The sequence below is a fragment of the Janthinobacterium salmonicoloratum genome (genome assembly GCF_051380845.1).
GTDB classification, from domain to species: Bacteria; Pseudomonadota; Gammaproteobacteria; order Burkholderiales; family Burkholderiaceae_D; genus Janthinobacterium; species Janthinobacterium lividum_F.
Genome location: NZ_JBNYXV010000004.1, coordinates 62044 through 88840 on the forward strand (window position 1 = coordinate 62044; position 26797 = coordinate 88840).

20 protein-coding genes are annotated in these 26797 nt (G+C 57.3%); 1 reads left to right on the forward strand and 19 read right to left on the reverse strand.

All coding sequences use genetic code 11. The annotated features are described in order from the left end of the window. Nucleotides 1-24: 24 nt before the first annotated feature. From ACQ4WY_RS19900 to ACQ4WY_RS19940, 9 genes are all read right to left on the reverse strand, one after another. The gene (locus ACQ4WY_RS19900) at nucleotides 25-1059 is read right to left on the reverse strand and encodes a TIGR03790 family protein (protein ID WP_436505502.1); all 1035 of its coding nucleotides are present in this window, start codon (nucleotides 1057-1059) and stop codon (nucleotides 25-27) included. Between the two features lie 71 nt (nucleotides 1060-1130). Beyond that, nucleotides 1131-2585, reverse strand: coding sequence for a mannose-1-phosphate guanylyltransferase/mannose-6-phosphate isomerase (locus tag ACQ4WY_RS19905; RefSeq protein WP_436505503.1), 1455 nt, complete (start codon nucleotides 2583-2585; stop codon nucleotides 1131-1133). A 20-nt stretch (nucleotides 2586-2605) separates the two neighbouring features. Further along, nucleotides 2606-3760 carry a nucleotidyltransferase family protein gene (locus ACQ4WY_RS19910; RefSeq protein ID WP_436505504.1) on the reverse strand — a complete coding sequence of 385 codons (1155 nt, stop codon included), beginning with the start codon at nucleotides 3758-3760 and terminating at the stop codon, nucleotides 2606-2608. Nucleotides 3761-3793: 33 nt separating this feature from the next. Then, a complete protein-coding gene (locus tag ACQ4WY_RS19915) occupies nucleotides 3794-5056 on the reverse strand; it encodes a glycosyltransferase family 4 protein (RefSeq protein WP_436505505.1) in 1263 nt (420 codons plus the stop codon). Beyond that, a complete protein-coding gene (locus ACQ4WY_RS19920; RefSeq protein ID WP_425252252.1) occupies nucleotides 5037-6347 on the reverse strand; it encodes a nucleotide sugar dehydrogenase in 1311 nt (436 codons plus the stop codon). The genes ACQ4WY_RS19915 and ACQ4WY_RS19920 overlap by 20 nt, the downstream gene beginning before the upstream one ends. Further along, nucleotides 6344-8359 carry a heparinase II/III family protein gene (locus ACQ4WY_RS19925; protein ID WP_436505506.1) on the reverse strand — a complete coding sequence of 672 codons (2016 nt, stop codon included), beginning with the start codon at nucleotides 8357-8359 and terminating at the stop codon, nucleotides 6344-6346. The genes ACQ4WY_RS19920 and ACQ4WY_RS19925 overlap by 4 nt, the downstream gene beginning before the upstream one ends. Nucleotides 8360-8366: 7 nt before the next feature. Continuing rightward, nucleotides 8367-10235 (reverse strand): asparagine synthase (glutamine-hydrolyzing), encoded by a 1869-nt coding sequence (gene asnB / locus ACQ4WY_RS19930; RefSeq protein ID WP_436505507.1) that lies wholly within the window; start codon nucleotides 10233-10235, stop codon nucleotides 8367-8369. A gap of 22 nt (nucleotides 10236-10257) precedes the next feature. Continuing rightward, on the reverse strand, nucleotides 10258-11340 hold the full coding sequence (locus ACQ4WY_RS19935; protein ID WP_436505508.1) for a glycosyltransferase family 4 protein: 1083 nt from the start codon (nucleotides 11338-11340) through the stop codon (nucleotides 10258-10260). 130 nt (nucleotides 11341-11470) lie between these two features. Continuing rightward, a complete protein-coding gene (locus ACQ4WY_RS19940; RefSeq protein ID WP_436505510.1) occupies nucleotides 11471-12685 on the reverse strand; it encodes a glycosyltransferase in 1215 nt (404 codons plus the stop codon). 180 nt (nucleotides 12686-12865) lie between these two features. On the opposite strand from ACQ4WY_RS19940, the gene ACQ4WY_RS19945 reads away from it, so the two are divergent. After that, the gene (locus tag ACQ4WY_RS19945; RefSeq protein WP_436505512.1) at nucleotides 12866-13855 is read left to right on the forward strand and encodes a glycosyltransferase; all 990 of its coding nucleotides are present in this window, start codon (nucleotides 12866-12868) and stop codon (nucleotides 13853-13855) included. A gap of 75 nt (nucleotides 13856-13930) precedes the next feature. Here ACQ4WY_RS19945 and ACQ4WY_RS19950 read toward each other — a convergent pair whose 3' ends face one another. The 10 genes from ACQ4WY_RS19950 to epsF form a co-directional block, all read right to left on the reverse strand. Beyond that, nucleotides 13931-16189: a DUF4962 domain-containing protein gene (locus tag ACQ4WY_RS19950; protein WP_436505513.1), complete on the reverse strand. Its 2259-nt coding sequence runs from the start codon at nucleotides 16187-16189 to the stop codon at nucleotides 13931-13933. An 899-nt stretch (nucleotides 16190-17088) separates the two neighbouring features. Beyond that, entirely contained in the window at nucleotides 17089-17742 is a 654-nt protein-coding gene (locus ACQ4WY_RS19955; protein ID WP_436505515.1) for a PIG-L family deacetylase, read from the reverse strand. A gap of 148 nt (nucleotides 17743-17890) precedes the next feature. Then, on the reverse strand, nucleotides 17891-19033 hold the full coding sequence (locus tag ACQ4WY_RS19960) for an acyltransferase family protein (RefSeq protein WP_436505516.1): 1143 nt from the start codon (nucleotides 19031-19033) through the stop codon (nucleotides 17891-17893). A 205-nt stretch (nucleotides 19034-19238) separates the two neighbouring features. Further along, nucleotides 19239-19985: a glycosyltransferase family 32 protein gene (locus ACQ4WY_RS19965; protein WP_436505517.1), complete on the reverse strand. Its 747-nt coding sequence runs from the start codon at nucleotides 19983-19985 to the stop codon at nucleotides 19239-19241. Beyond that, nucleotides 19982-21250, reverse strand: a complete 1269-nt coding sequence (locus tag ACQ4WY_RS19970; protein ID WP_436505518.1) for a lipopolysaccharide biosynthesis protein — start codon at nucleotides 21248-21250, stop codon at nucleotides 19982-19984. The genes ACQ4WY_RS19965 and ACQ4WY_RS19970 overlap by 4 nt, the downstream gene beginning before the upstream one ends. Continuing rightward, nucleotides 21251-22849, reverse strand: a complete 1599-nt coding sequence (locus ACQ4WY_RS19975) for a hypothetical protein (protein WP_436505520.1) — start codon at nucleotides 22847-22849, stop codon at nucleotides 21251-21253. It lies immediately after the preceding gene. Between the two features lie 62 nt (nucleotides 22850-22911). After that, nucleotides 22912-23595, reverse strand: a complete 684-nt coding sequence (epsI, locus tag ACQ4WY_RS19980) for an exosortase-associated protein EpsI, B-type (RefSeq protein ID WP_353658406.1) — start codon at nucleotides 23593-23595, stop codon at nucleotides 22912-22914. Further along, on the reverse strand, nucleotides 23592-24488 hold the full coding sequence (gene xrtB, locus ACQ4WY_RS19985; RefSeq protein ID WP_353658407.1) for an exosortase B: 897 nt from the start codon (nucleotides 24486-24488) through the stop codon (nucleotides 23592-23594). Before xrtB ends, epsI begins: the two co-directional genes overlap by 4 nt. Then, complete coding sequence (gene epsG / locus ACQ4WY_RS19990; protein WP_353658408.1) at nucleotides 24488-25360, reverse strand: chain length determinant protein tyrosine kinase EpsG; 873 nt, start codon at nucleotides 25358-25360, stop codon at nucleotides 24488-24490. The genes xrtB and epsG overlap by 1 nt, the downstream gene beginning before the upstream one ends. Before the next feature lie 22 nt (nucleotides 25361-25382). Further along, complete coding sequence (epsF, locus tag ACQ4WY_RS19995; protein ID WP_436505522.1) at nucleotides 25383-26792, reverse strand: chain length determinant protein EpsF; 1410 nt, start codon at nucleotides 26790-26792, stop codon at nucleotides 25383-25385. Nucleotides 26793-26797 lie beyond the last annotated feature (5 nt).

Genomic DNA, 26797 nt, shown 5'->3' on the forward strand with positions numbered 1-26797 from the left:
TTTATTGTCTGAAAGAATCGAGCTTCAACGCCGGAAACCCGCATACGGGGCAGCCAGCGGGTCGCCGATGAACAGGCCCTGGGCCGGCCATAGCACGCTGCCCCAGTACGCTTCCAATGCCGTGCTGCCGGACAGGTAGCGGCGCAACAGCACGGTCGGATTGGGAAACTTCTGCCAATAGTTGCACGGTTCGCTGACGGTGCCATAGCTGGCCGTCGCGCCCGCCTCCAACCAACGCTGGCTGCTCATCTGGCTACTGCCCTGCAAGTCGCCGCCAAACGAGGTCAGGTGGTCGGCCAGGGCGCCGGGCAGGAAATGCAGGGTCTCCAGCTTGGCCACCTTGGCCAGACCCGTCTGGTACACCATGATGTCTTGCACCCCTTCCAGGCTGTCCGCCTTGAGATTCTTGACGGTCAGCTTACGCTGGCGCACCATTCCGGCGGGTGGAAAGAAAGCGGCCCGGCTATTGCGCGCCGTGTCGCTGGTGGTCAAATAATACGCGCTGCCGGCCGGCACGGAAAAGCCGCTGACGGCACCGCGGTCCACCACGGCCTTGGCCTCTTCCACGAAATCGATGGGCAGCAGCATCGACAGCCGCAAGCCCAGCTGCCTGTAGGGCTGCGCCACCTCGCTGTTGAAATAGGTGCTGGGCTTGCCTGGGCCGCAGGTCTTCGCGCATTGATCCGCGTCATAACCCAGGGTGAAGGCGGCCGTGATGGCATTGCATTCGACGGCATACGGCGCGCTCCACACCATCAGCACGGCCTGGATCTCGGGTTTCAGCTGCGCATTAATGCGTTCCTTCAACTGCGCGAACTGGTCGACGCTCAGCTTGCTCGGGCGGTTGGGGATATTAACGTGCGCCACATTGGCGGCCGGAATGCCGTGCGCCTTGCGGTAATATTCGCCCACTTCGACACTGTTGGGCTCGGCGTCATTGATGACGATGGCCAGCTGCGACGCCTGCAATCCGGGCGGGATCACGACTGCGGCAGGAGCGTCGGCATGGGCGGCGCCGGCGGCGGCCAGCGCCAGCGAAAGACAAAGGAAGTTGCGCAAGGGTCGATGTACCGGTTAGGGGGAATCGGAGGCAGGCGGCCAAGCGCGGCCGCCCTTTGATCATGGCGCCATCAGGCGCGCTGGTAGACATCTTCCAGGCGCACGATGTCGTCCTCGCCCAGGTAGCTGCCCGATTGCACTTCGATCAGGTGCAAGGGCAGCTTACCCGGGTTTTCCAGCCGGTGCGTCATGCCGATGGGGATGTAGGTCGATTCGTTTTCCGTCAGCAAAGTCACTTTCTCGCCGCACGTGACCTGCGCCGTGCCGCTGACGACCACCCAGTGCTCGGCGCGGTGATGGTGCATCTGCAGGGACAGCTTGCCGCCCGGATTGACGGTGATGCGCTTGACCTGGAAGCGCTCGCCGATATCGATGCCTTCATAACTGCCCCACGGGCGGTACACCTTGCGGTGCTGCACGTGCTCGCTGCGCCCCGCCTGCTTCAAGTGATCGACCACCTGTTTCACGCGCTGTACCTGGTCCTTGTGCGCCACCAGGATGGCGTCGTCCGTTTCCACCACGATCAGGTCCTGCACGCCCAGCACGGCCACCATGCGACGCTCGGCGCGCACCAGGCAATTTCTCACGCCATCGAGATACACGTCGCCGCGCACCACGTTGCCGTTGGCATCGCCCTGCTGCACTTCCCACAGGGCCGACCAGGAACCGACATCGCTCCAGCCTATGGCGGCCGGCAATACCACCGCATGCGCCGTATGTTCCATGACGGCGTAGTCGATCGAATCGGACGGGCAGGCGGCGAAGGCCTTCTCTTCCAGGCGGCAGAAATCGAGGTCGCGGTAGCCGTCGCGCACGGCCGTCTCGCAGGCGGCCAGCATGGCTGGCTGGAATTGCCGCAGCTCGCCCAGATAGCGTTCGGCGCGGAACATAAACATGCCGCTGTTCCAAAAATAATTACCGGCGGCCAGGAACGACTGCGCCGTGGCCAGGTCCGGCTTTTCCACGAAACGCTCGACCTTGCAGCCCACGGCACCCGGGCTCACGGGCGCGCCGCTGCGGATGTAGCCATAGCCCGTTTCCGGCGCCGTCGGCACGATGCCGAAGGTGGCCAGGGCGCCATCGGCCGCCAGCAGCGCCGCCTCGGCGATGGCCTGGTGAAACGCTGCCACGTCGGTGATGACATGGTCGGCCGGCAAGACCAGCATCAGCGCCTGCGGATCAATGACCAGCAAGTATTGCGCAGCCACGGCCACGGCCGGCGCCGTGTTGCGGCCCACAGGCTCGAGCAAGATGCCCAGCGGTGGCAAGCCGATCTCGCGCAGCTGCTCGGCCACCATGAAGCGGTGCTCATTGCCGCACACCACCAACGGCGGCATGACGTCGAAACCGGCCAGTCCGCTATCGCCGGCACGGCGGTTCGGCAAGCTCGTCACGCGTAGCGCTGTTTCCTGCAGCATGGTCTTCTCCGTCACCAGCGGCAACAGTTGCTTGGGCAACACGGCGCGCGACAGCGGCCATAGACGGGTGCCCGAACCGCCGGACAGGATGACTGGGTAAATTTTCATGGTTTCATTTCAAAAACAGTTTATTTGGCAGCATACAGGGCCGGCGGGGTTTCCGCGCGGCGCAGGCTGCGCCGGTCGCGCGCATTGCCCCAGGCATCTTTCTCATAGTCGGAAACATGAAGCATCTGGCCGGCACGGTCGACACTATAATCCTTGAAGACGATCATTTCATCAAGTACCACGCCAGGCAGCACGCGCGTGTATTCGAACAGTACGCTGCGCACCACTTCGGCGCCGCCGCAGATATGGCTGCCGTGGCCGATCCAGGCTGGCCCGATAATGGTCGCGCCCGCTTCGATGCGGCAGCCCGAGCCGATGTAGACGGGGCCCTCGATGCGCGTGCCGCCGCTCCAGTCGATGCTCGTGTTCAGACCTGCCCACACGCCATCGGCGATCTGGGTGCCCGGCACGTGCAACTGGGCCACTTTCCCCATCAGCACGCTTTGCAACACTTCCCAGTAATCCTTGATGCTGCCGATATCGATCCAGCTGTACTGGCGCTTTTGCGCATAGAAGGGCACGCCTTGCGCCACCAGCAAGGGAAAAAGTTGCGAACCGATATCGAAGGGCTGGTCGGCGGGAATCAGGTCCAGCACGGCCGGCTCGAAAATATAAATGCCGGTACTGACGCAATTGGACAGCGCATCGGCCTGCGCCGGCTTTTCCTGGAAGGCGCGGATGCGCCCATCGGCATCGCTGACCACCACGCCATAGCTCGATACCTTGTCCCACGGCACTTGCAGGGTGATGACGGATGCCAGCGCACCGTTGCTGCGGTGCTCGCGCAGGGCCGCTTCCAGGTCGAGGTCGATCAAGGCGTCGCCGCACAGCACGATCGTCGTGTCGTCAAAAAAACCGCCGAACTCCTGGATCTTCTTCATGCCGCCAGCCGAGCCCAGCGGTTGCGGCACGACCTCGCCCGCATCGTTCGTATAGCCTTCGAAGGAATAGCCGATGCGCACGCCGAACTGGTGGCCTTCGCCGAAATACTCCTCGATCTTTTCATGCAGGTAGCTGACGTTGACCATGATGTCGGTCACGCCATGCTGCGCCAGATACTCCACCAGGTAAGCCATCACGGGCTTACCCAGGATGGGGATCATCGGTTTGGGCAAATCATAGGTCAGGGGTTGCACGCGCGTGCCCTTGCCCGCTGCCAGTATCATCGCTTTCATCGTCAAACATGCTCCATCAGGTTGGGGCGCGCTTCAGCGGCCATCCTTGCTCAGGGTCACGGGAGCGACGGGCGCGGCGGCGGGAAACAGGCGCGCATACGCGGCCAGCAGCTTGGGCGCTTCATATTCCCACTCCAGCTCGTTGATCACGCGATGGCGGCCAAACGCGCCCATCTGCTCGCGGCGTGCCGGGTCATCCAGCAATTCGACGATCTTGCGCGCCATGTCGATGGGATCGTTCTTCAAGGCATACAAGGATGCCTGTTGTGCGGAAACCTTGCCCTCGACCAGATCAAACTGCACGATCGGCTTGCCCAGGGCCATGTATTCCATGATCTTGTTCATGGTCGACTTGTCGTTCATGTCGTTGGCCACGTCCGGGTTCACGCACACATCGGACGTGTTGAGCATTTCCAGCAACTGCTGGTCCGGCACGCGCCCCGTAAACGTCACGTAGTCGGCGATGCCCAGGTCGTGCGCCATCTGCTTCATCTGTTCCAGCGACGTGCCGCCGCCCACCAGGCCGAAGTGCACATCCTCGCGCTGCAAGGTCTGCACGATGTATTGCGCCGCCTGCAGCAGCAAATCGATGCCTTCCTGCGCGCCCATCACGCCCACGTAGCCGACCAGGTACGCGCGGCCCTTCTTGAGTTCCGGCACGGGCGGCAGCACGCGCAAGCGGTCCAGCTTGGGTCCGCTGCGCACCACGTAGACATCCTCGGGCTTCATGCCGCCCCGCTCGATGGCGATCTTTTTGTACGACTCGTTGGTGGCGATCGACACGTCGGCGCTCTGGAACGACCAGCGTTCGAACAGCACCATCAGTTTATAAAAGAAATCGCGCCGGCCGAACTTGGCTTCGTACAGTTCCGGATTGATGTCATGGTGGTCGAACAGGAAACGCTTGCCCATCGTCAACTTGAAGAAGCCGCCGATGAGGAACAGCAGGTCGGGCGGATTGCAGGCATGAATCACGTCGAAGCCGCGCGCGAAATGCACTTTCCACGCCAGGCGGAAAGTGTGGAACAGCGCCAGCGAGTATTCCACCAGGTAACCCTTCGCCCCTTCCGCTTCCAGCGGCAGGTTGTAGCGGTAGATATGGATGCCGTCGATGGCTTCGTAGCGCGACTCGTAGCCCTTGCCGGTCGGGCAAATGATCGACACTTCATAGCCATTCGCATGCAAGGTGGTCGCCTCCTGCCACACGCGCCGGTCGAAGGGCGACGGCAGGTTTTCGACCAGGATCAGCACCCGGCGCGGCTGGCCGGCCACGGTGTTACCAGCAGATGCCGTCATATTGTTCTCCACTTTGTTCTTTGCTGATGCGCACCAGGTCGACGATGTGCTGGTGCGGCTGCAGGCTGCCCGGCACGCTCTTGAATTCGGCCGCGCCATTGCCGATGACGATGGTGTCGGCAAAATCGAGCACGTCCTGCATGTTGTCCACCATCAGCTTGGAAATGTGCGGAATCATGTTCAGGATGTAATCCTGGTTGGCGCCCGTCAAGGCGGCCAGGTTGACATTCTTGTCGTACAGCTTCAGCTCATAGCCCTTGCCCAGCAGATACTCGATGACATCGACCAGCGGCGACTCGCGCAAGTCGTCCGTGCCGGCCTTGAACGAAAAGCCCAGGATGCCCACCTTGCGCGCGCCCTTGTCGACGATCATCTTGATGCCCTTTTCCACTTGCTTCTGGTTCGATGGCAGGATGGAATTGAGCAAGGGCAGATCGAGGTCCAGGCTACGCGCCTTGTAGGTCAGTGCCCGCACGTCTTTGGGCAGGCACGAGCCGCCGAAGGCAAAGCCCGGCTTCATGTAGTACGGCGACAGGTTCAGCTTGGTATCCTGGCAGAAGATTTCCATCACCGTGTGGCCATCGATGCCGACAGCCTTGCAGATGTTGCCGATCTCGTTCGCGAACGCCACCTTGACGGCGTGCCAGGTATTGTCCGTGTACTTGACCATCTCGGCCGTTTCCACATCCGTGCGCACCAGCGGCGCATCCATCTTTTCATACAGCTGCACCAGCAGCGCGCCGGCCTTTTCATCGGATTCGCCGATGACGGTCTTCGGCGGATTGTAGTAATCGTAGACGGCCGTGCCTTCGCGCAGGAATTCCGGATTGTTGCACACGCCGAAATCGACGCCGGCCACCTTGCCCGAGGCCGCTTCCAGGGTCGGAATGACCAACGAACGCATGGAGCCGGGCAGCATGGTCGAGCGCGCCACGACGACGTGGAAGGTATCCTTTTCACGGATGGCGGCGCCGATTTCCTGGCACACCTTGCGCACGTGGCTCAGGTCCAGGTTGCCATTGAGCTGCGAAGGCGTGCCCACGCAGATCAGCGACATGTCCGAACCGAAGACGGCGTCGCGCACATCGAAGGTGGCACGCAAGTGGCCGCTCTTCACGGTGGCGGCTATCATCTCGCCGATGTCTTTTTCGATGATGGGCGTGGTGCCCTGGTTGATCAGTTCCACCTTGGTCCTGTTCGGATCGACCCCGATGACTTCGTGTCCATCCGTTGCCAGGCAACCAGCCGAGACGGCACCCACATAACCCAAACCAAATATGCTAATTTTCATGTTTTCCTCGTATTTTCTGACAGATCAGGGGTAGCCAAACTCAGGTGAAACTCCGTGCGCAAGGTGGCCGCGCCTTGCAGCCGCCCGCGCCAGACCAACACAGGCGCAGCCTGTTTTTCATCGAAGCGGTGCGAAATCCAGCCCAGCGGCGGATCGTCGCTGCCGCAGACCAGTTGCACGGAGGCATCCGGCACGGGCGGCAAATGCATGTCCAGCGCGAAGGCGTCGCCCTCCACGCGCAGTACCTGGCCGTCCAGCTGCACGCGGCAGCGGGGGTCGAAGTGCCAGAACAGCTCCACCTCATGCGCGCCCTGGCATTCGAGCACGTCGTCGACCACGATCCGTGCGGCGCCGGGCGCCACGCGCACGTCGCGCCTATGCAGCACGGCATCTTTCAGGCCCAGGTAGCCGTCATGGCTGGCGCTCAAAAACTGCCCTTCGGCATCGTCACGCCAGGCAAGGCACTGCGTGCTGGCCTTGCGCAGCCACAGGAAGTTGCCGCCGGACTCGGACTGGTCGCGGCCATCGATGCGCACGGTGTTATGCGCGCTGGTGCCGCGAAAATAGTCGCGCCACTGCCTTTGCGTGTGGTAGGCATAGGTGCCCGGATCGACCAGCACCATCTGGCCCGCCACGGACAAGGTCAGCGCCAGCGCATCGGCATGGCCGTGCGCGGCAATACCCAGGTAGCCCAGCGGACCGGCGTCAGCGGTCAAGCGCACCTCGCTTGGCGTACCGAAACGCGCACCCATCACGTAATAGCCGCCATCGGTGAAGGCGCGCGGCAAGGTATCGGGCGCAGCGTCCGGCAAGGCGTCAAACGCCTGGCTCCCCGCCGCGCCCAGCAGCCAGGCGCTTTTCTCGTCGAAGGTACGCGCCTTGGCCTTGAAGTCGGCGCGGCCGAACAGGGCAGCGCCGCTGGCCAGCAGCGAGGTGTAGGGATTCGCGCCTGGTGTCTTGTCCCAATGCGCCAGCAGCGCGTCGTCCGCGTCGCCGATCATCGGCACCTCGCCCGCCACGTTCGTCATGGCGGCGATAAATTCCAGCATGGCTTCCAGGCGTTGCAAAAAGGCGGCCGAGCGGGGCCGGCCATTCGCGCGGCCCGCCAGCACGCACAGCAGCATTTCATCGGCCACCGTGTGCTGATAATAAATGGCTTGCTCGCGGTTCACGCCATCCGCGCCATTCTGTTTCAGCGCCTGCGCTTCCAGTTCGCCTTCCGTCTGCGCCAGCCAGCCGGCACTTTCCGGCCAGCACGGCCATGTGAGCGCGGCGATATGCAAGCCCGTCAACTCGCCAAACAAATGGTTGTTGGCCGACGAATGGCGCGAAAAATGGCCGGCGATGAAATGGCAATGCTGGTAGATGCTGTCGAGCCAGCGCTGCAGGAAGGCTTGCCCTTGCGCGCCCTGGAACAAGGGGCTGTTGATGCCACCAAGCAAATGCCACGCATGCGACCAGCTGACCAGGCGCAAGGCCAGTTCCAGCGCGCTGCTCCAGTTCGGCCCCAGCGGATACGGACACTGCTGCCACCACGATTCGAGCAAGGCTTGCGCCCCGTGCGCATGGCGCAGGTCGCCGCCAAGGCGGTAGGCCATCGCCAGGTCGGCCACGGCCAGGTGGCGGTTCGGTTCCCACAGACATTTGATGTCGCCCACCACGGCTTCATCGCGGTAATTGAGCGTCTTGCCAAAGCCCAGCGGCACCACGGTGCCCGTCTTCGGATCGCGGTTCCATTCGGGTGGGAAACCCAGGTCCGCATCGCGCAGGGCAAAGACGTCGAAGCGCCCCGCCAGGAGGCGTTCGGCAGCCGCCAGATGCGGTGCCGCGGCTATGGGCAAGCCCAGCCATGGAGCACCGAAACGCTGACGCGCGGCAGGCGGCGGCACAGGCGCCAGGCCATAGCCGCGCGCCTGCAGCCGCTGCTGCACGGCATCGCGCACGCGGTGCGCCACTTCGGGTGCCCCCATGGCGCGCAAGCGGTTCAGTTTCCAGGACAGGTTGCTCAGCATGGACATCTCACAGATACTGGCGGTGCCAGATTTCCAGGGTGAGCAAGCTCCACAGCAACTTTTCGTGGTTTTGCCGCCCGGCCACGTGTTCCGCCAGCACCTGCTGCAGGGCTTGCGCATGGTAATAGTGGCGCGTACGCGACTCGGCGCCCGTCAGATGTTCGTACAGATAATCCTTCATGGGGCCGCGGAACCATTCGTTGACGGGCACGCGGAAGCCCACTTTCGGCCGTTCCAGGATGGCTTGCGGCAGCAGTTGCTTCATGGCTTCGCGCAAGATCCACTTGGTGGTACGGCCGCGCACGCGGTACTCGTCCGGCAGGCTCGACACATAGGCGGCCAGCTCGTGATCCATGAAGGGCATGCGCGCTTCCAGCGACGCGGCCATGGTCATGCGGTCGCCCCGCTCCAGCAGATTGTCGGGCAGCCAGCTCAGCTGATCGAAGCACAGGATGCGGCGCAAGGCGCTGTTGCCGGCACTGCCGCAGCCCAGCGAAGGATCGCGCTGGCGCGTCGGTGGCTGCATGGCGACCAGGCGCGAGCGTTCCTGGTCGGACATCATGCCGAACCAGCGCGGCATGCGCTCGTCGAACGCTTCCAGGCCCAGGTTGACGATGGCCGTCTTGGCGCGGCGAAAACGATAGGGCAAGGCGCCGATGGCCGGTTCGATCAAGCTGCGGCGCAGTAGGCCCGGCACCATCTGGTAATTGCCCGCATAACGCTCGTACACGTGCTTGGGGTAACCGCCGAGGATTTCATCGGAGCCTTCGCCCGTCAAGACCATCTTGACCGTCTTGCGCGATTCCTTCGCCAGCAGGTAGATGGGAATGTCGGACGGCTCGGCCACAGGGGCGTCGCGGAAGCGCACGAGGTCGGGCAGCAAGGCGATGACTTGGTCGACGGACACTTCCAGCTCATGGTGTTCCGTGGAAAATTGCCGCGCGATATCGGCCGCATACGCCAGCTCGCTGAAGCCACCCTCCTTGAAGCCGACGGAAAAAGTTTTCACGGGCACGCCCGCATGGCGCGACATCAGCGCCACGATGGCCGAAGAGTCGATGCCGCCGGACAGGAAGGCGCCGAAGGGCACGTCGGAAATCATGCGGATGCGCACCGATTCATCGAGCTTGTCGAGGAAGGTGGCGACGGGGTCGGCAGGCAACGGGGCCGCCACGCGGGACAGGCTATCGGGCGGCGTGTAGTACACGCGCTCGCGCAGCACGCCGTTTTCCCAGGTGGCCGTGGAACCTGGCGCCAACTTGCGGATGCCCCGGAATAAAGTGGCCGGGCCCGGCACGTAGCGATAGGCGAAATAATCCCAGATGCCGGCCTCGTCGGCCTTGGCTGCGATACCGGGAAACGCCAGCACGGCCTTGATTTCCGAGGCAAACAGCAAGCTGCCTTTGTACTCGCATAGAAACAGCGGTTTTTTGCCAAAGGGGTCGCGTGCCATGAATAAACGCTCATGGCGTGCATCCCAGATGGCGAAGGCAAACATGCCGCGGAAATGCTGCACGCACTCCTCGCCCCATTGCACGTAGGCATGCACGATGGTTTCCGTATCCGATGCCGTGCGGAAATGGTGGCCCAGCGCGATCAGCTCGTCGCGCAGCGGCTGGAAATTATAGATTTCGCCATTGAAGATGACTTGCACCTGGCCGTCTTCGGTGCCTAGCGGCTGGTGGCCGGTGGCGATGTCGATGATGGACAGGCGTCTATGCACGAAGCCGACCTTGTAGCGGCCATCCTGGCTGACGGCTTCCAGGTAGCCCGAGTCGTCCGGGCCGCGATGCGCAATCGCGCCACCCATCGCATCGAGCAATGGGCGCTGCTCGAGCGTCGTGTCATTTAATATAAATCCGGCTATACCGCACATGCTTGGCAACCCCTCTGAAAAATTAGCGCAGCAACTCGTGATACGTGCGACGGAAATCGTCCGCCAGGCGCTCGACAGAATAGTGTTCAACAGCACGTGCCCTGCACGCGGCGCCCATGCGCCGCAATAGGCTGCGATCGCGATCAAGGCACATGATCGCCTCGGCCAGGTGCTGACTCGCATGCGGTGCGACAAATATCCCGTGCACACCATCCTGCATGACGTCGGGAATGGCCCCGACGGGGCAAATCAGGGGCACGGTACGCGCCGCCATACTTTCAAGCAAAGAATATGGCAGGCCTTCCCGGTGATAGGTTGGAAAAGCGAAGATGTCGGCATCATTCCACACGCCAGCTTTTTGTGCACCGAACACTGCGCCGGCGAAGGTAATCACCCCGTCAAGGGCATGTGCCGCGACCAGCGCCTTGAGCCGCGCCTCGTCCGGTCCGCCGCCAGCGATGACCACGCGCAGGGCAGTACCGGCGCGTACGGCGATCGAGACCGCTTCAACAATATCAAAAATTCCCTTGTTCTCGGCAAGGCGCCCGACATAGGCAACAGCAAGCGGTGCCATATCGCGCCCCTGGTCTGGAGCGACATCCGGGGCGATGTCAATGGCATTCGGTATGACATCAAGCTTCAAGGCCGGATCAAAGCGGCGATAGGCACGCAATTCTTCCTGCGCCAGCAGGACAACGCGGTCGGCGCCGCGCAGCACACGCCGCAGCAACGCCGTACGCACAGGCTTTCCTTCAAAAAACTGCTGCGGCAATGCACCACCATGTACCTGATAAATCACCTTTTTACGCATCAGCTTGGCAATTGTCAGATACGCGACATCGCGCCAGTAGCTCTTGGGCTCCAGCGAAGTATTCAAATGCACGATCGCTGGACGCTCACGTAACAATGCGATGAAAAACAGGACAGGGCTAGATAACAGACGCCACACTTTGCCCGGCAGCGATTCCGTCCTGCCCTCGCTACCGACTTGAAAAAGCACGAAACGAAACTCACGGGGCAACGCCGACTGCAGCAGCTGATTCAAGTGAGTGCTCACCCCACTGACAGCGCCCAAGGAAGGACCAAGCAACATGATAGTAGTCATATCCTCGAGTATAATTTATTTCTTAGCAACAAGGTTGGCAAAAACACGACATTTTTTGAAAATATATTTATTGTTGTTTAATGACCGTTCGGCCCCCCATGACATAGAAACACCCCCGGCTCCGCTGGCATCACTGGGGAAGCTTGGGCAACAAGGTACGGTAGCGCCTGGCCAGCATGGCGGCCAGCTCGCGGTAGCTGCGCTGCGCTTCGATAAATGCAGGCCCCATGGCAGCGCGTTTGCGCGCGGCAACCGGATCGGCAAGGATTTCGTTCAGTGCCTGCGCCAGCGCAGCAGGGTCGCTGGCCGTCAGCCAGCCGGCGCCGCTACTTTGCAGTACATATACCTGGTCAGGCGTGTCATTCCCCACTGCCGGCATGCCCAGCGCCAGGTACTCGAGCAGCTTGGTGGGAGAACTGACGTCGTACAACGTCCCGCGGGGGATGTAGGACACGGCCGCCTCGGCGCCGGCCAGCAATTGCCACGCCTGCGCCGATGGCAGCCAGCCCGTGATGCGCACAGCCTCTGCCAGTCCGGCCTGGCGCGCATAGTCGAGCAACTGGACCTCGTCGTGTGGCGTGGGTGAATTGCCTATCAACAGCAGACACGCGGAAGGCGACGTTGCGCGCACGATTGCCAGCGCGTCGATCACCCGCTCCAGCTGGCGCGCCTTGTCCAGCGTGCCCAGATAGGCGACCAACGGCACCGCGTCCCAGTCTTCGGGCCGGCGCGGCGCGAGCTGCGACTTGCCGAGCAGCTCCATATCCACGCCCATCGGCACCGCTGTCATGCGCTGAGCAGGAATACCCTTGGCCTGCAGCACTGCCAGCATGGCGTCACTTTGCACGAAAACGTGTTGCGCACGCGGCAACACCACCTTGTACAACAAGGCCTGTTCCAACTGGCCCTTCCATAGCACCAGCCGGCTGCGCAAGCCTGCGCCGTGCCGCAACTGTTCCTGCGCCCGCTCAATGCGCCCTTCGCTCATCAGATACGATATCCAGTAATAGAAAGGAATGCCCTTACGTCGGGCGACCAGCATGGCCAGCCAGCCCAGCGGCACCATGTCGCGTACCTGGATAGCGTCGCACTCGTCCCGTTTCGCTTTCAGCAAGGTACTCAGGCTCAACCACAAATACGCCAGCTCACGACGCACCCGGCTACGCTGGTAAGCTGGCCGACGCACCGAGCGGAAGCCTTGCAGGTCGGGGGCGTCGAGAGACGCCTTGCCGACTACATCGCACAGCACTTGATGCCGGGGCAGATACTTGCCAAACAACACGCTGACGTCGGCGCGGAAAGTGGGCAAGGATTCGGGCACGAACTGCAGAATTTTTAGAAACATAGTCGATCAGAAAAATAGCCGGAAAATGCAGATAGGGGCCGAAAGCGGCTCACGACAACGGAAAAACTGGCTGAATATACCAGCAATCAGTAAAAAATTATCTCGAGAACATCTTTTTACGTGTACATGACGCTCTGGCGGCAGTTAATGCGATAATTACATCTTTTTGGCGAGGCGTCGATGATGCATATTCTGTTGTCGCAAGCTGGCAGCTATCGCGATGTGGTCGATCACTTGCGTCAGCGCGGTGCGCAGGTGATCAGCGTCGGACCGGCAAGCGCCGCTGCAGGGATACACAGCAAGAAAAGCATTCTGAAGTCCATGTTCTCCCCAGCCTTGCTGCGAGCGCGCGGCGCGTGGACAGCCAGCGACCGCATCCTGGTGGTCGGCTGGCAATCGCTGCCAATACTTGCCATGATACGCCTCGGAATATTGCCTCGTCCCAAGAAATTGCTGGTCATGGCTTGCTTCATCCATGGACAGCGGGCGCGCCGTATTGTCAATCGGGCCTGGCGATGGCTGCGCTTCCCTGGCATGGGGTTTATCGCCTTCTCGCAAGGCGAAGCCCGCAATCTGATCGACGACGTCGGCATGGAGGCGGCGGACGTACATTTCCATCTGTGGCGCCAGACACTCGATGGCCAGGCTGATGCGACGGGCATCGTCGATGATGGCTTTATTTTCAGCGGTGGTTTTTCCAATCGCGACTATGCACTGCTATTGCGCGCGACGCGCGATATCGATGTGCCACTCTGCATCGTCGCCTCCGCGCACAATCAGATTGATGTTGCGGATCACCCCCATGTCATGGTGCACCGGGATATTGCTGAACAAGAATTTGAAGCACTCTTGGCGCGCAGCCGGGTCGTAGCCATGCCCTTGAAGAATCAAGGGGAGGCCTGCGGCCAGAGCGTGCTTTTGCGCGTACTGCGCAACGGCAAACCGCTGATTGCGACGCGTCATGAAGCGATCGAAGCCTACCTGGGCCGCGATTACGGGGGATTCGTCCCCCAGGACGACGCCGACGCCATGCACAGCGCACTGCTACGTACCCTGCAAGACGCAGATTTCCGGAACACGCTCGGCAACCAGATCCGCCAGGCCAATGAGCGCCTGGAACGTAGCAGCAGCCCAGGGGAAGAAATCGAGCGATTTCTGTTATCAGATTAAAAAAAAAGCCTGCGGCACGCCGCAGGCTTATCAAACCAGGCACTGCATGACAGTGCCTGTATGAACGTCACTTCTTCAGTTCGGTATCGTGATCGTCTGCGTTCCCACCTTCAGAACCCTGCCCGTCTGCGTCGTCGTAAGCGTCGTCTTTGGACGCTTGCATCCCACGTCAAGCAACACGATAAATTCGGCAGCTTTCGCCGTCCCCGTCTTGACGAAGGCACCATGGTCTTCTGTCGTGCCCGGCTTTGGCGGCGGTCCTGTGCGGACTTGATAGCCATTTTTTTCAGTGCCCAGGGAACTGATACACAGCGTGCGGTCGACTTTGCTAATCTTCACAGCGGTCGAACTTTCCTTGAGAATCGGCCCACCCGCATGCAGATTCCATTCAAACGACAGCGCCGTCGGCGCGCTCAGCTTGTCGACCACGACCACCGCATCCTGTCCGCGCAGATACCATACCTTGCGCACGGCCGAACTCAGGGCGCCGCCATAGGCAGCCGTCGCATCGCCAGCGGCATAATCAAGTGTTGGCGTCGTGGAAAACGCCGTGATCTTGCCATTCTTGCTCAGATTCTGAGTGTTTTGATCGATGATCTGGCCAACACCATTATTAAAGGTGATCGCATTGTGGGCCTTGGTCTGGCGATACCAGGACATCACCAGTGGCGAATAATAATAGTCTTCATAACCAGACTCGATCAACAAACGGCGTCCACCGCTATCGATCACCAGCGAATTCTGGTCTCCGTGACTATGGTTATAGGAGCCGTAGGGACTGGATTTGAAATACACGGAAGTACGTGCGCGGTCGGACAAGTTGCTATGCATGGCAACCCAGCCGATACTCGGATACAAGGCGGCATTTGGCGGAGGAAGCGGCGCATCCGTCACCGTCTGGACCGGCAGGGGATACGGCGCCTGCAGCAACATCAAGTCCGATTCGTCGCCTACGATATTCTTGGCGTACCAGGCGGTATCGGCCGACTTGATGCGCGACGCAAAAGCTTTCAGCACAAAGTTATAAATATCTCCCTCGCGCTGATCGCCAAATACAAGACCAGGCGCTCCTGGCGGCAGGAAATGCATCATGTAGCGCGAAAAGCCCTTGGCCCAAGGTTTATCGAAGAGATTCACGCCAGTGGCTTCGGCCATCGGCGGCCATAATTGCAACATGCTATCCGCGGCGTACGTACCGTAGGCAGTACCGTTGGAAAAACCACCTTCCGGGCCGCCCCAGACACTGATGGAATTAACATAGGGACGGAAGGAAAAATCGAACCATGTATCCGCGGCGGGAATATCACCCAAAGTCAAGATCGAGACCAGCGCCAGATAACCGCGCGCCTCCGTGCCGTGGGAGTCGTACGGCTGTTCATCAAGCCTGCTATCACCCGTGGAGAGATCAGCGTACAGCGCTCCAAAACGCGCGTTGATCGACGCCATCCAGCGGGCCTTGCGTGCGCTGTCCTTGGCCACGTCGGAAGAGAGCAAATCCGCCACCTTCGCCAGTGCCATTGTGATGATGTTCGATCCGAGGTCGTGATTGGCATAGCTCGTCATGCCACTAGGACTCAGCGCCGCCAGTTGGTCGCCTCGCGTCAGCGCTTCCTGCAGATACTTCGACTCGCCTGTGATGCGATACAGCAGCGCCGCACCCAGAGCCTGATCGGCGGTACTGCCCACCAACTGGGAGATTTGCGTAATATATAAAGCCCGCGTCGCCGACGGCGTGGTCGAGGTCAACGGCCATTTTGCATCCGTCGGCACGGCCAACGCGTATTGCTGGCCAGCAATCTGGTTACTCACGTCCGAGCTCAGCCGAGTCAGGGCCGGACCACGCGCTGTAATCATGGCTTGCGTCCATTTGGACCTTGGCAGAAAAGTGGTGGCCTGCTGGCGCGGACGCGCGTGCGCCAGAACCTTGGCCTTGATCGTCCCAGCCTCTGGCACTTCAAACAACTGCGACGAACTGTCGATCGTAAAGCTGCGCGGTGTCGACCAGTCGACCTTGGTGCTGGGCCGCACCCGCCATGTATAGTCGCCAATAGGCAAAGCCTTTGATGGCAAGTAAACGTTAGTGGTCGAAGTAAACGTTGCGACCGTCGCGCCGTTCTTTTGCACTTCCAGCGTGTAGGAGGGAGGTTTGGCTCCGTTGGGATAGCGCGCCCACGCAAAGGCTGGTGGATTCTGCGCCTGTATCTGACGATCCACGGGTGCTGGTCGCACGACGTATAAATCAGGCGCCTCTGCCCAGTCCGCCCTGCTCGGCCCGGAAAACACACTCATCGTCAACGCAAGGCCGACGGAAAAAAAAGACTTCTTGTAAATCATTATTGGCTCCTGCACTAGAATAATCGGATATAAGCGGGAGCGACACTGCAACCTTATCGAACTTGCCAGGCTGCCGTATAAAAAAGTAAAGTGCATCATCCTTATTCACCGTACTTAAATATCACTCCTCATACTTCCTTTTCACAACTATACACCTGATATAAAAAAATTGCGTTACCAGAAGTCAACAAACAGCCATAAAACCAAGAATAAAGTCGAAAAAAAATATTCTCCAAGAACACCAATTACAATATAGAAATACAATCTTTCAAGCTATAAAAAACATAATATTTCAAACAAATTAAAGAACTTGAAAATAATAACCATATTGGAAATATTTCTCATAACTCATCAAATTTTCATTGCTGCAAACTTAAATACCACCACTGAAACAATGATTGAATTTTAATTTATCAGACGAATAAAATGCACTTCCCTGCAGGAAAATTTATCAATTTTTCAAATGCAAAAAATTCAAGAGGCGTTGCATACGGCTGCAGCCATCACAGCGTTGATACAAATTAATGCCAATGCTGTAGCGTCCCCATAAACTATGGAACTGACAATCATGCATCAAGGATGCCTGCGCCAGAAAAGGCAGATGCAATTCAATGCGTATAATGAAAAATGTAGACGAGGGAAAATGTGGAAAGCTTCCAGACAATCAATTGCAATATCTTTGGATATTCAGAAGAGCGGGACCTTGCCTTCACGCAGCATATCCGATGTTGAATATATGTTTACATGGCCGAAAACAAGTTATGAGAATATTATAACTACTTAGACTGAGGCGCACGGGAAATGGTGGCCGTTAAATAAATCTGCAGTTCCATCATCATGGCATTTCTCGCCGTCATTCTTCAGCAGCATGGCCCAGCTTGCACATCCTTTTTTATGTCTCAAGTCGGCAATTGTTGAACGAGGCCCTCGAAATTTACCCAGCGGCGATAAACCGGTCCGGAATATAATATGTTAGGGGCTTGTGTAACATAAAACTTCTCCAGGAAATTTACTTTCGCATTGATATTTTTTGCGAGAAATTTCGGCGTTTCCAGCTCGTTCAAGACAGGTGGCATCAACAGCACTGACGATGAAAAATCAACTAATTTTCTGACGCAGTTGGAAATTTGCATATGGTGCATGTGGCCATATTCGCCTTCGGCATTGTGGGTAGCAACGGCATGCCAAGTCTTCAGCGACAAGTAGTGAGAAAGAACGCTTGCCAGTTCGAAGTCCGGCAAGGGTTCATTAACAACGTCTTTGAAATCATGAATGACACCCTTTACTCCCAGTGCCCTCATTGCAAAAATAAACTCCGTGTGGCGCGCCAAATTGTCGCCATTGGTCAGGCATACCACAAACGGCTTGTACTCCTTGATGTAATCATAAAAAAATATTACATCATCATCAGGGTGGGCGACAATCAGAATGTTCTCGAAATCAGCAACCACATCCAATGTTGGCAAATCAACCTTCCGCACCAAAGACTTTATGCGCACATAAAATTTCTGGAATATATTTAAACGAAAAACAAATACGATAATTGATAACATTTCTCCTCCGAACGCATGATATTTAACTTTTTCATATCTGGATAGCTTGATGCCATACAGCAAAAAAGTCAACACCAGAAAACCTTGGCGTTTTGCTTACAAAACTTGGCGCTTGAGTAAACATTCAAGGCATGCACATCTTCCACCATCAGGCCAGTCGTGGATTGATCAGCCTCGAAAACACAAAATTCCTCACAGCAGCCGTATGTCGTTCAGTTACTGCCCACAACAGAATTGAAGCACCATTGACGGCCAATAAATACAGCATGAAGTGAACTACCGTATCGATACGAACAGGCTGCGGCGCAGCCAATTTCTGATCAAAACTCATGATAAAGAAAATCAATGGAAGATGCAATGCGTATAATGAAAAACTATAACCGGCGAGAAAATTGAAAAGTTTTTTAAAATAAATCGCTGGGACATCCTTGGCCATCAAAATAAAGGCGGCTGTAAAAAAGCCAATCGAAAAATCACGCCCCAGCGAATCTGGATAAATTAATTTAAAAAATACAAGCAAGAGAATCCCGGTAACAAGAAGAATCACGGATGACCAACGCCGCCATGAACTTTCATAATAACAATAAACTAGCGCACCCAGCATCCATATAATAAACATCATGAAATAATTAAGGGGCCGATCAACATCATTCGGCTTGGCAGAGCTTAAAAGCAAGAGCAGAATAACAATAGTCAATATGACTGACAGTATTCTTTTTTTCCTTTTAAGATAAAATATACCCAAGCCCGCAGGCAACAATATGTAATACCAGAACTCATTGGATAGACTCCATAACGATAGATTAGTTCCGTACTGAAAACCAATTATCATTTGCAGGAAAAATACATTCAATACAAATGTCCTGATAGAATCCGGCTCTATGCTGCTCCACCATGCAGGAAAGAAAGGAGTACGGCTGGCGAGCAAAGATACGCCATCGCCGTAGCGGAAGGCCAGTGCATCGAGCAAGGCTGTCATCAGTAAGGCGGGAAGAATGACGATCCATAATCTCGTCAATCTGTCGATGAAATATTTGAAGGAATCGAAGCGCCCTGCTCGCAGGGCATCAATCACCGGCCCGCCGATCAGAAAGCCACTCATGACAAAAAACATGATGACAGCCTTGTGAGCGCTCGAGCCGCACATATGCGCCAGCTCTGGCAACCAGCCGCCAGTTGTCGCTGCATAGTCAAAAAACAGGTCATTAGCATGCCCAACAACAACGGCCTGAGCAGCCAAGGCGCGCATGACATTCAGCCAGATTGACGTATTCGATGGAATTCTTTGCATAGGAAGTCTCGATTCACGAAGATTGAATAGTTCTTGCCTATTAACTGCCAGGCCTCCACCTGTCTAGATGAGTGTGATTATTCACCAAGCCGTAGCGGGTTCTTCCTCAGGACCCGCTACGTTTTGAGCACACGACTTCTTTCCAGTGAATCGCACCGCACTTCATGATCCAAGCGCTGCAAAAAAATTTAAAATTGCCAGGGCATTACCCAACATCGGCGATACGTGTGACGTTCTCGAATGGTGTAAAGGAAATATCCCAACGGCGCTGCAGGGCCATCCGTTTAACTATCTTGAAGATCAGCCGCTTGATGCGGCTATCGACCCACGACACGTTCAGTCCATAATGATGAATGCCTATAGTCTGCGGCGTGATGTCGCTATACATCAGTTGCATCGCATTGTCCGGGTTGCTGCGATCATACGGATTGAACGGGTAAAAGGTAACCGGTTCAAGTTGCGTGCTGTTCCCGCCGAGATCGAGTTCCACCGCTTTCTTCAGCACCACGGGCGAAGTAGCGAATAGGCGCTGTGCAATCAGCTCGCGCAAAATCAGGCTGCGGGCCGTCGCCATCACGCGATTACCAGCTTCGCACGCCAGAAAACCCGCACCGTAGCCTTGGCCCACATCCTTGATCGTTTCGCGGGCCATCAGGCAACCATGCAAACCCAGCAGGGAATCGAGCGATGTGATCAGCTCCAGGTCCGTATCAAGATAGATGCCACCATGCCTGGACAGCACATCGAAACGCACCCAGTCGGCAACGAAAGCCCACTTCTTTTGAATAATCGCCTCCCGACAATAATCATTGTCGATATCGGCATTATCCTCATTCCATAACTTCAACTCATATTCCGGACAATACTTCTTCCAGGATTCGACACAGCGGCGATGCAAGGTACTCATTTCGCCCCGGCCGAACCAGCAGTAATGAATAATTTTGGGGATCATTTATTTCTCAAGGCGATTTTTCGCAGCAAGACGATTTTTACAGCGGCAACAAATATGACATGGATAAGGAAGGCAAATACAGCACCAAACAAGCCAAAATACACAGTCAACAGCCACAATTCCAGCAAATACAAGGCATTTGTCGCCACGGAAATGATGGTCGTTTGCCGCAATTTTCCGAGCGCCCAATAAAACGAATGCGTGGTCACGAAAGTGCCGGCGATGACTGCGGTCAAAAGAACGACTGTAAATTCCGGCAAATAATCTTGCAGCACAGGAAAGAGTCTCGGCATCCAGAGGAATTCACTCGCATAACACAGGACACCGGCCGCGGCTGTCACACCAAACAACATCTTCATCGTCTTGATCCACAAGATGAATGCCCCCTTCAAATCGCCTGCATTAACGCGTGCGGCAAATTCAGGAATCGAAGTGGAATAAAATGGCGCTGTGGCCAGATTCACCAGAGAATAGATACGCTTTAGAATACTGAATACACCGAGGCTGGCCCCGGGCAAAGCGAAACCAATAATGATACGGTCCAGTTGCACCACGGGCAGGTCGCAGATTGCCTGCAAGGTACTCCATTTGCCAGCTTCCATCAGGCGCCCCTGACGCAACTCAGTCTCGGGAAACGCTCCTTCGATCCCGCTTTGGTTACGAAAGATCAGGTAGAACAGGATCAGGCAACGCAGCACTTCCGGCACCGTATACGCCAGTACCATGCTCGACAAGGTGGGCTGATAGCGCGACACGACAAACAGCACAGCCAGCTTGAACAGATTGGTCAGGAAACCGGCATACATCAGCACATTGTATTGATTGACCAGCCTGAAATAGGCATTGTGCGTGCCGATCACGGGAAAGACCGCAGCCAGAGACAGCAACAACAAATTGAACCCGGAAAAATCCGCAACTTGCGGCAATGTCGAGATGGCCAAGCCGCAGGCCACCAGCACCACAGCCACCATCGCCAGCAGTTCATAACGCGCGCTTTTGATGACAGCGCTGCGCAACGTCGCGGCCTCGATCTTATGGCCCGGCAATGCTACCAGCATGCCTTGCCAATACTGGAAGCCACAAATGGTAAATACCGTCAGGGCGATCGACTGCACCAGTACCAGATGGCCATAGGCTTCCACGCCAGCAATAGCCAGCATCACCGGTATGGTAAGCACACTCACCCCTGCGCCCACCACATTGAGCAGGAACATCATGGAACTGTTTTTGACCAGGTTGCCAAACGCCGTGTTTGCGGTACTCATTTAGGCAATTACTTCGCGTAAATACTTGCCCCTGTCAGGCAGGGTTTCAGCGGCCTCGTTCACAGCGCTCGCAGGCTGTTTAAAGCGGATAAACTGCACGATGCAGCCCAGACAGAAATAGCACAGCAATTGCATGGGAGGTTCGTCTATCAAGGTGCGGTTATACACCAGCGTACTCATGAATAGCATCAGCATGATGGTGCTCGTGTCAGCCATTGCCAAGCGCTCGGCGCTCTCCCCGCTACGCGCCACATAACGAATGCCCAGGCGAATGCCGAGCACAAAAATGGATAAGTACGCCAAAGTTCCCAGTATCCCGACGTCCCACAGCAGCGTCGCCAGACCGGTGGCGCCGATCTGCAGGTTGCGGTAGCGGGCCGCGACCACGCCGCGGCCAACGGTCGTGCTGACCGCGCTGGCACCAGGACCGGAGCCGATCAGGCGCTCCTGAAAGGTGAGTACGGGATCGTTGTACCAGAACGCCAGTGTTGCACCGCGGCTGACCTCTCCGGTGACATAATTGACGTTATTTGGGTCGACCACATAGGCGCCCAAGGTATTCACCTTGTCTTCGGTTGTTTCCGTCTTCGTGCTCTCCCCCCAATACAAGGCGTGATAGGTCATGAAGATGCCTGAACTGATCACCGACATCATCGCCACAAAAACAATGAACGCCATGACATTTTTCATGACCCTGCGCCGCAATATCCAGAAGACGCCGAACGGCAGCCACAGGAAAACCGCCTTGACCTCTCCCAGCAAAATGATCACGAGGCCAATCAGCAACACGGAAACGACCTGCCACAGGGGGCTGATACCGCGTACCCAGCGCGCCAGCATATACAGCATGGCGGCGACGATGAACAGAATCAGTACCGGACTCATACTCGCACCAAAGGAACCGACGACGCTATCCCAGCCAAGGCTGCTTATCATGAAGAAGTGCTGATATACGACCAGTGGAAGTTGCATATATGAAATTATTAACACTATCGACCACAAGACCAACAAGCGTTTGTCGGACCATTCAAACCAGTACATTGCAAACAGCACGCCAAACATTGGCAAGCAGAAACGCAGGGTGGAAATCAACTGTCCAGTGGTGGCGTGACCGAGGAAAATACTGAAGGCATAAAATGCTAAATATATCCACACGGCGACAATGACGCGCGTCGCACTCTGGGAGTCGGCGGCCAGATGATCTTTCGCCAAGCTGTTTGACAGGCTCTTCTCGAGAATGGCCCGGATAAAAAACAGGGCGCTCAGCCCGCTTGCCATCCATGTCGCCAAACGCATCTCGAAAAAAAAATGCACAGAACCTGCGATGAAGAACACGGCGAAGAAAAGGATGGGCATCAATTTCTTCGTGCTCACTAGAAGCAGGATTGGGATGAAGATCAGCGCTCCGGTCAGTACGACGGTCAGCTGTATCTCCCCGAGAGCGATGACCATGCCAAGCACGAGCGCTGTCGCCAATCCTCCAAGAATCAGCAGGAAGGCGGACAGACCGGGCATGCCCTGTTTGGCCTTGCCTTGCCTGGCCCGTGCGGCTTGCACCGGGGTGGCGTTCAAACGCAGTTTCTGGGGGGGAAAACTCATATATATTCCATGCACGGCGTGGACGCCGGGCTCAATAAGGTGAAACGCTGTCAGAGCATCGGCTACAGCGAGGTGCCAGCAAAGTGCTGGCGCAAGTTCGCCGGCATGGCCTGCAGTAACTGATCAACAAACGCCTGCTGCAACCGATAACCCTCTTCCGTATCGCCGCCGATACTCGATACCCGCATCAGAGTCGCGTCGGGGATCAGGCCCCGCACGGCATACCCCAGCTTGACCTTCTTGACTTCCCACAAACTGGGCACGGCCTTGTCGCCAACGACGACCCAATACGTAATCGGCTCAATACGGTTATTGAGTGTGGCGACCATGCGTGACACGGCAATCGCACCGGCCTTGGTAGGCAACGATATCTGGGTAGTCTCGCCTACCGCAAAACCCTGTCCGCCATAGCAGCCCTCCGGGAAATGCACGGACAGATTGTCACGTTGGTCGGTACCATAGGCGATCGACAGCATGATGCGCTCGCCCTGCTGGTTCACATAAGTGCGCGACAACGTTTCGGCATAAATTTTATTGAGTTCTTCGGCCGTGGTGGGGTTGACCACGGCAGCGACCTGGCTCGTATCTTCCTGCCAATCGCCAAACTTGGCCGGAATCGCCGTACTCAGGATGACTCGCGGACGCGTATCGGCCAAGCGCACCGTAGGCGTGACCGCCTTGGTACACAAGGCGCCGACCAGCATCATGGCCGCCATGGACCAACTGATCATCGTACTTTTTTTCATGAAGCCACCTTTCGGGCGTGCCACAACCGCGCCAGCCATTGCAGCAAGGAGTCCAGGCTCAATATCAACACCAGCGCGCTGATGAACAGTACCATCCCCGCAAAACCATGCAGGAAACCCTGTCCTGCGGCATCGCCGAAATAATATGTGACCAACGTCAATGTGACCACGCGCGTCACGTTTGCGGTAAAGGAAATGGGGATAATCAGGATCGCCAGGCCTATATTGCGGATGGCCGAGGTATGACGCACCAGATTCAGATAGAACAGGCCAAGCGCTTCCAGCGTCAGCAGCGTTTGCAGACCGGCGCAAGCATCGGCGACCAGAAGCTGGTATTGGCCGATCTGCAGAATCACGCCCGTGCGTGCGATCGGATAGCCGAACCAGAACAGGATATGCTCACACACATACGAGACAGCCATCTTCATCGGCAAGGTCAGCGCACTGACGACCGAGCTTGGCAACGGAATCATGAACAACATGAAGAAGAACGGAAACCAGGCCACGCGCAGCGCCTCTGTGCCCAGCTTGAGCACCAGGATGGCCGCCGTGAGCATGACAAATGAGCCAATCTCGAAGGCAAGAATCTGCTGGGAACGGCCGGCAATATAAATCAAGAGCCCGGCGACGAAAAGCAGCCAGCCAAACAGTGGTGCGCGGTTAAATTGCGCAACGGCCAATATCTGTTCGCGCTGGCGCCAGATGAGCCAGAACGCGAGCAGCAGAATAATGGGACCGTGCGCCTGTTCCTCGGTCATCCAAATGCCGGTGAACAAGTTATAAAACGATGGCACATACAGCACTGCGAATCCAACCACTACAGGCAGCCATTCCAGCAGAAAATCGCGGCCTTGCAGCTTGCTCACCAGGTTAGGTCGAGTGCTCGTATTCATCAGAAGTCCACCAATACCGAGCCAATTACTTGCGCGCCGCTATGCAGCATCTGTTCAGTCATGGCATTGATGTCGGCGACAGGGGTGTAATTCTTGCGTGCCACCAGCAGTACGCCACCGGTGCGTGCGGCCAGGGCCAACGCATCGGAACCGAGCGAGAATGCCGCCGAGTCATACAGCACGACGTCATACGTCGCTTCGAGTTCGGCGCGCAAGGTGGAAAATGCCGGGCGGCTCAACAGTTCCTGCGGATTCGGCGGCAAGGTGCCCGCGCCCAGCACGGACAGGTCGACAAACGATTCAATGCGCGTGATCACATCGCGTTCGGCTCGACCGGCCAGGATGTCCGACAAACCCTGGCGTCCCTCCATGCCGAAAATCTCGTGCTGGCTGGGATTACGCAAGTTGGCGTCGACCAGCAAAGTCTGTTCGCCCAACTGGGAAAATACCACGGCCAGGTTGGCAGCAAACAAGCTGGTGCCGTCACCATCATTGACACCGACCACCACCAGCGATTTTCGGCCCAGCGCCATCCAGCGCAACATCAGCTGGCTGCGGATGGCGCGCAAGGTTTCCACCTGCGGGCTGAAAGGCTGATAGGCAGCGATCAGCTTGTCGGAATACTTGCCCTCGCCCTGCTGCAGATAGGGATAGTCAAACTGGCGCGCCAGGACTTGCTGGATATCAGCCTCAGTCACCAGCCCCAGACGCTGGGCGGCCTCGCCAAAGCGTATGCCCAACTCTTTTTGCATGCGCAGGACACGTTCGGCACTTTCAGGCGTGATCTTGCCCAAGGAAAGCAAAAGTGCACCGATGCTTGAGTCGGCAGTCCGCGGCGTCGCAGATACTAGCGGTTGCAATGCTGGATTCATATTATCCCCAATACTTAATTACTTAATTAAAACGCAAACTACGCGGCAACAACGATTTGAATCGGTTCAGGCGCGGACGCGTCGGCGCACTCCAGTCGATCGAACCGAGCACAGGCAATTGCAACAATTCGCTCAGGTCAGCCTCCGAACGCACGCGGCGGTCAAGCATTTCCGCCAGCAAGGAAAAGCCCACACCGAGCAAGCCGCCCAGGAACAGGGCCAGCAGCGTATTCAACATGACTTTGGGGCCAGCAGGCTTGATCGGTGCCACGGCAGGGTTGAGCAAAAATATATCGGATTGTTCAGACTTGCCCTCGATACTAGTCTGCGAGAAGCGCTGCGAAGCGATATCGAAGGCACGCTGGGCGCTTTCCACATCTTTTTGCATCACGCCCATTTCGTCACGGGTACGGTTCAACTCAAGCACCTTGTTTTTTTGCGCCGTCAACGCGGCGCGCACGGAGCCTTCGCGCTGTTGCATGATGCCGGCGTTCTTGCTGACCGAATTTGACGTCACGCGCGTGCTGTCAGCCAGTTCGCTGCGCATGCGTTCGACCTCGGCGCGCAGGCTTTCGTATTGTGGATGATTGCGTCCCAGGCGCTGCGCCATCTCGGCAAGCTTCGATTCAGCCGTTGCCAGGCTCAGTTTCAAATTCTGGACCAGCGGATTCGACGCTACATCGGGCGATTCAGAGCCCGCATTGCCTTCGGCCATGCGCTGGCGCGACGACGCCTCCATCGCCAGACCTTGCGCGGCCACCAATTGGGCCGACAGGTCGTTCAGGCGGTTCGATTCCACGTCGAGGCGGTTATCCACGCTGACAATACCGTGATCTTGCTGGTACTTCGACAGGCGGCTTTGCGCCGCTTCCAGGCTGTCGCGCAACAGTTTCGTTTGCTCATTGAAATACACGGCCACCTTTTTCAGCGGATCGACTTTCAGCTGAATACTGGTTTTTTGGTACTCATCGGCAAAAGCATTGGCGATGGCCGCGACAAACTGCGGGTCGTTGCCCTTGAAACTGATATCGACCACACTGCTTTCGCGCGAAGGCACGATTTCCAGCTTGGACAGCAACAGATCCGCCAGCCAGTCACGCACGGTGCCCTTGCCTTCAGTGACCTCATTGAACTGGGCAATGACGGCGGGACTTTCCGCCAGCCGTAGTTGATCGACGACCTTCAGCGCCACGTTCTTGCTGCTGATAATGTCGATTTGCGTCGTCATATAGCCAGGCAACAACTGCATAGGCAATGCCAGTCCGGTCACCGGATCGACGCCTTTGTAGCTAATCAATACGGACGCCGTCCCCTTATAGGTCTTGGGCAGCATGAGGCTGACCGCCACCGTCGCCCCGACCGTGATGAGCAAAGTGAATAGCAAAATTCGTTTGCGGACAAACAAGACGAGTAAAAACTGGTGGAAATTCATGGTTA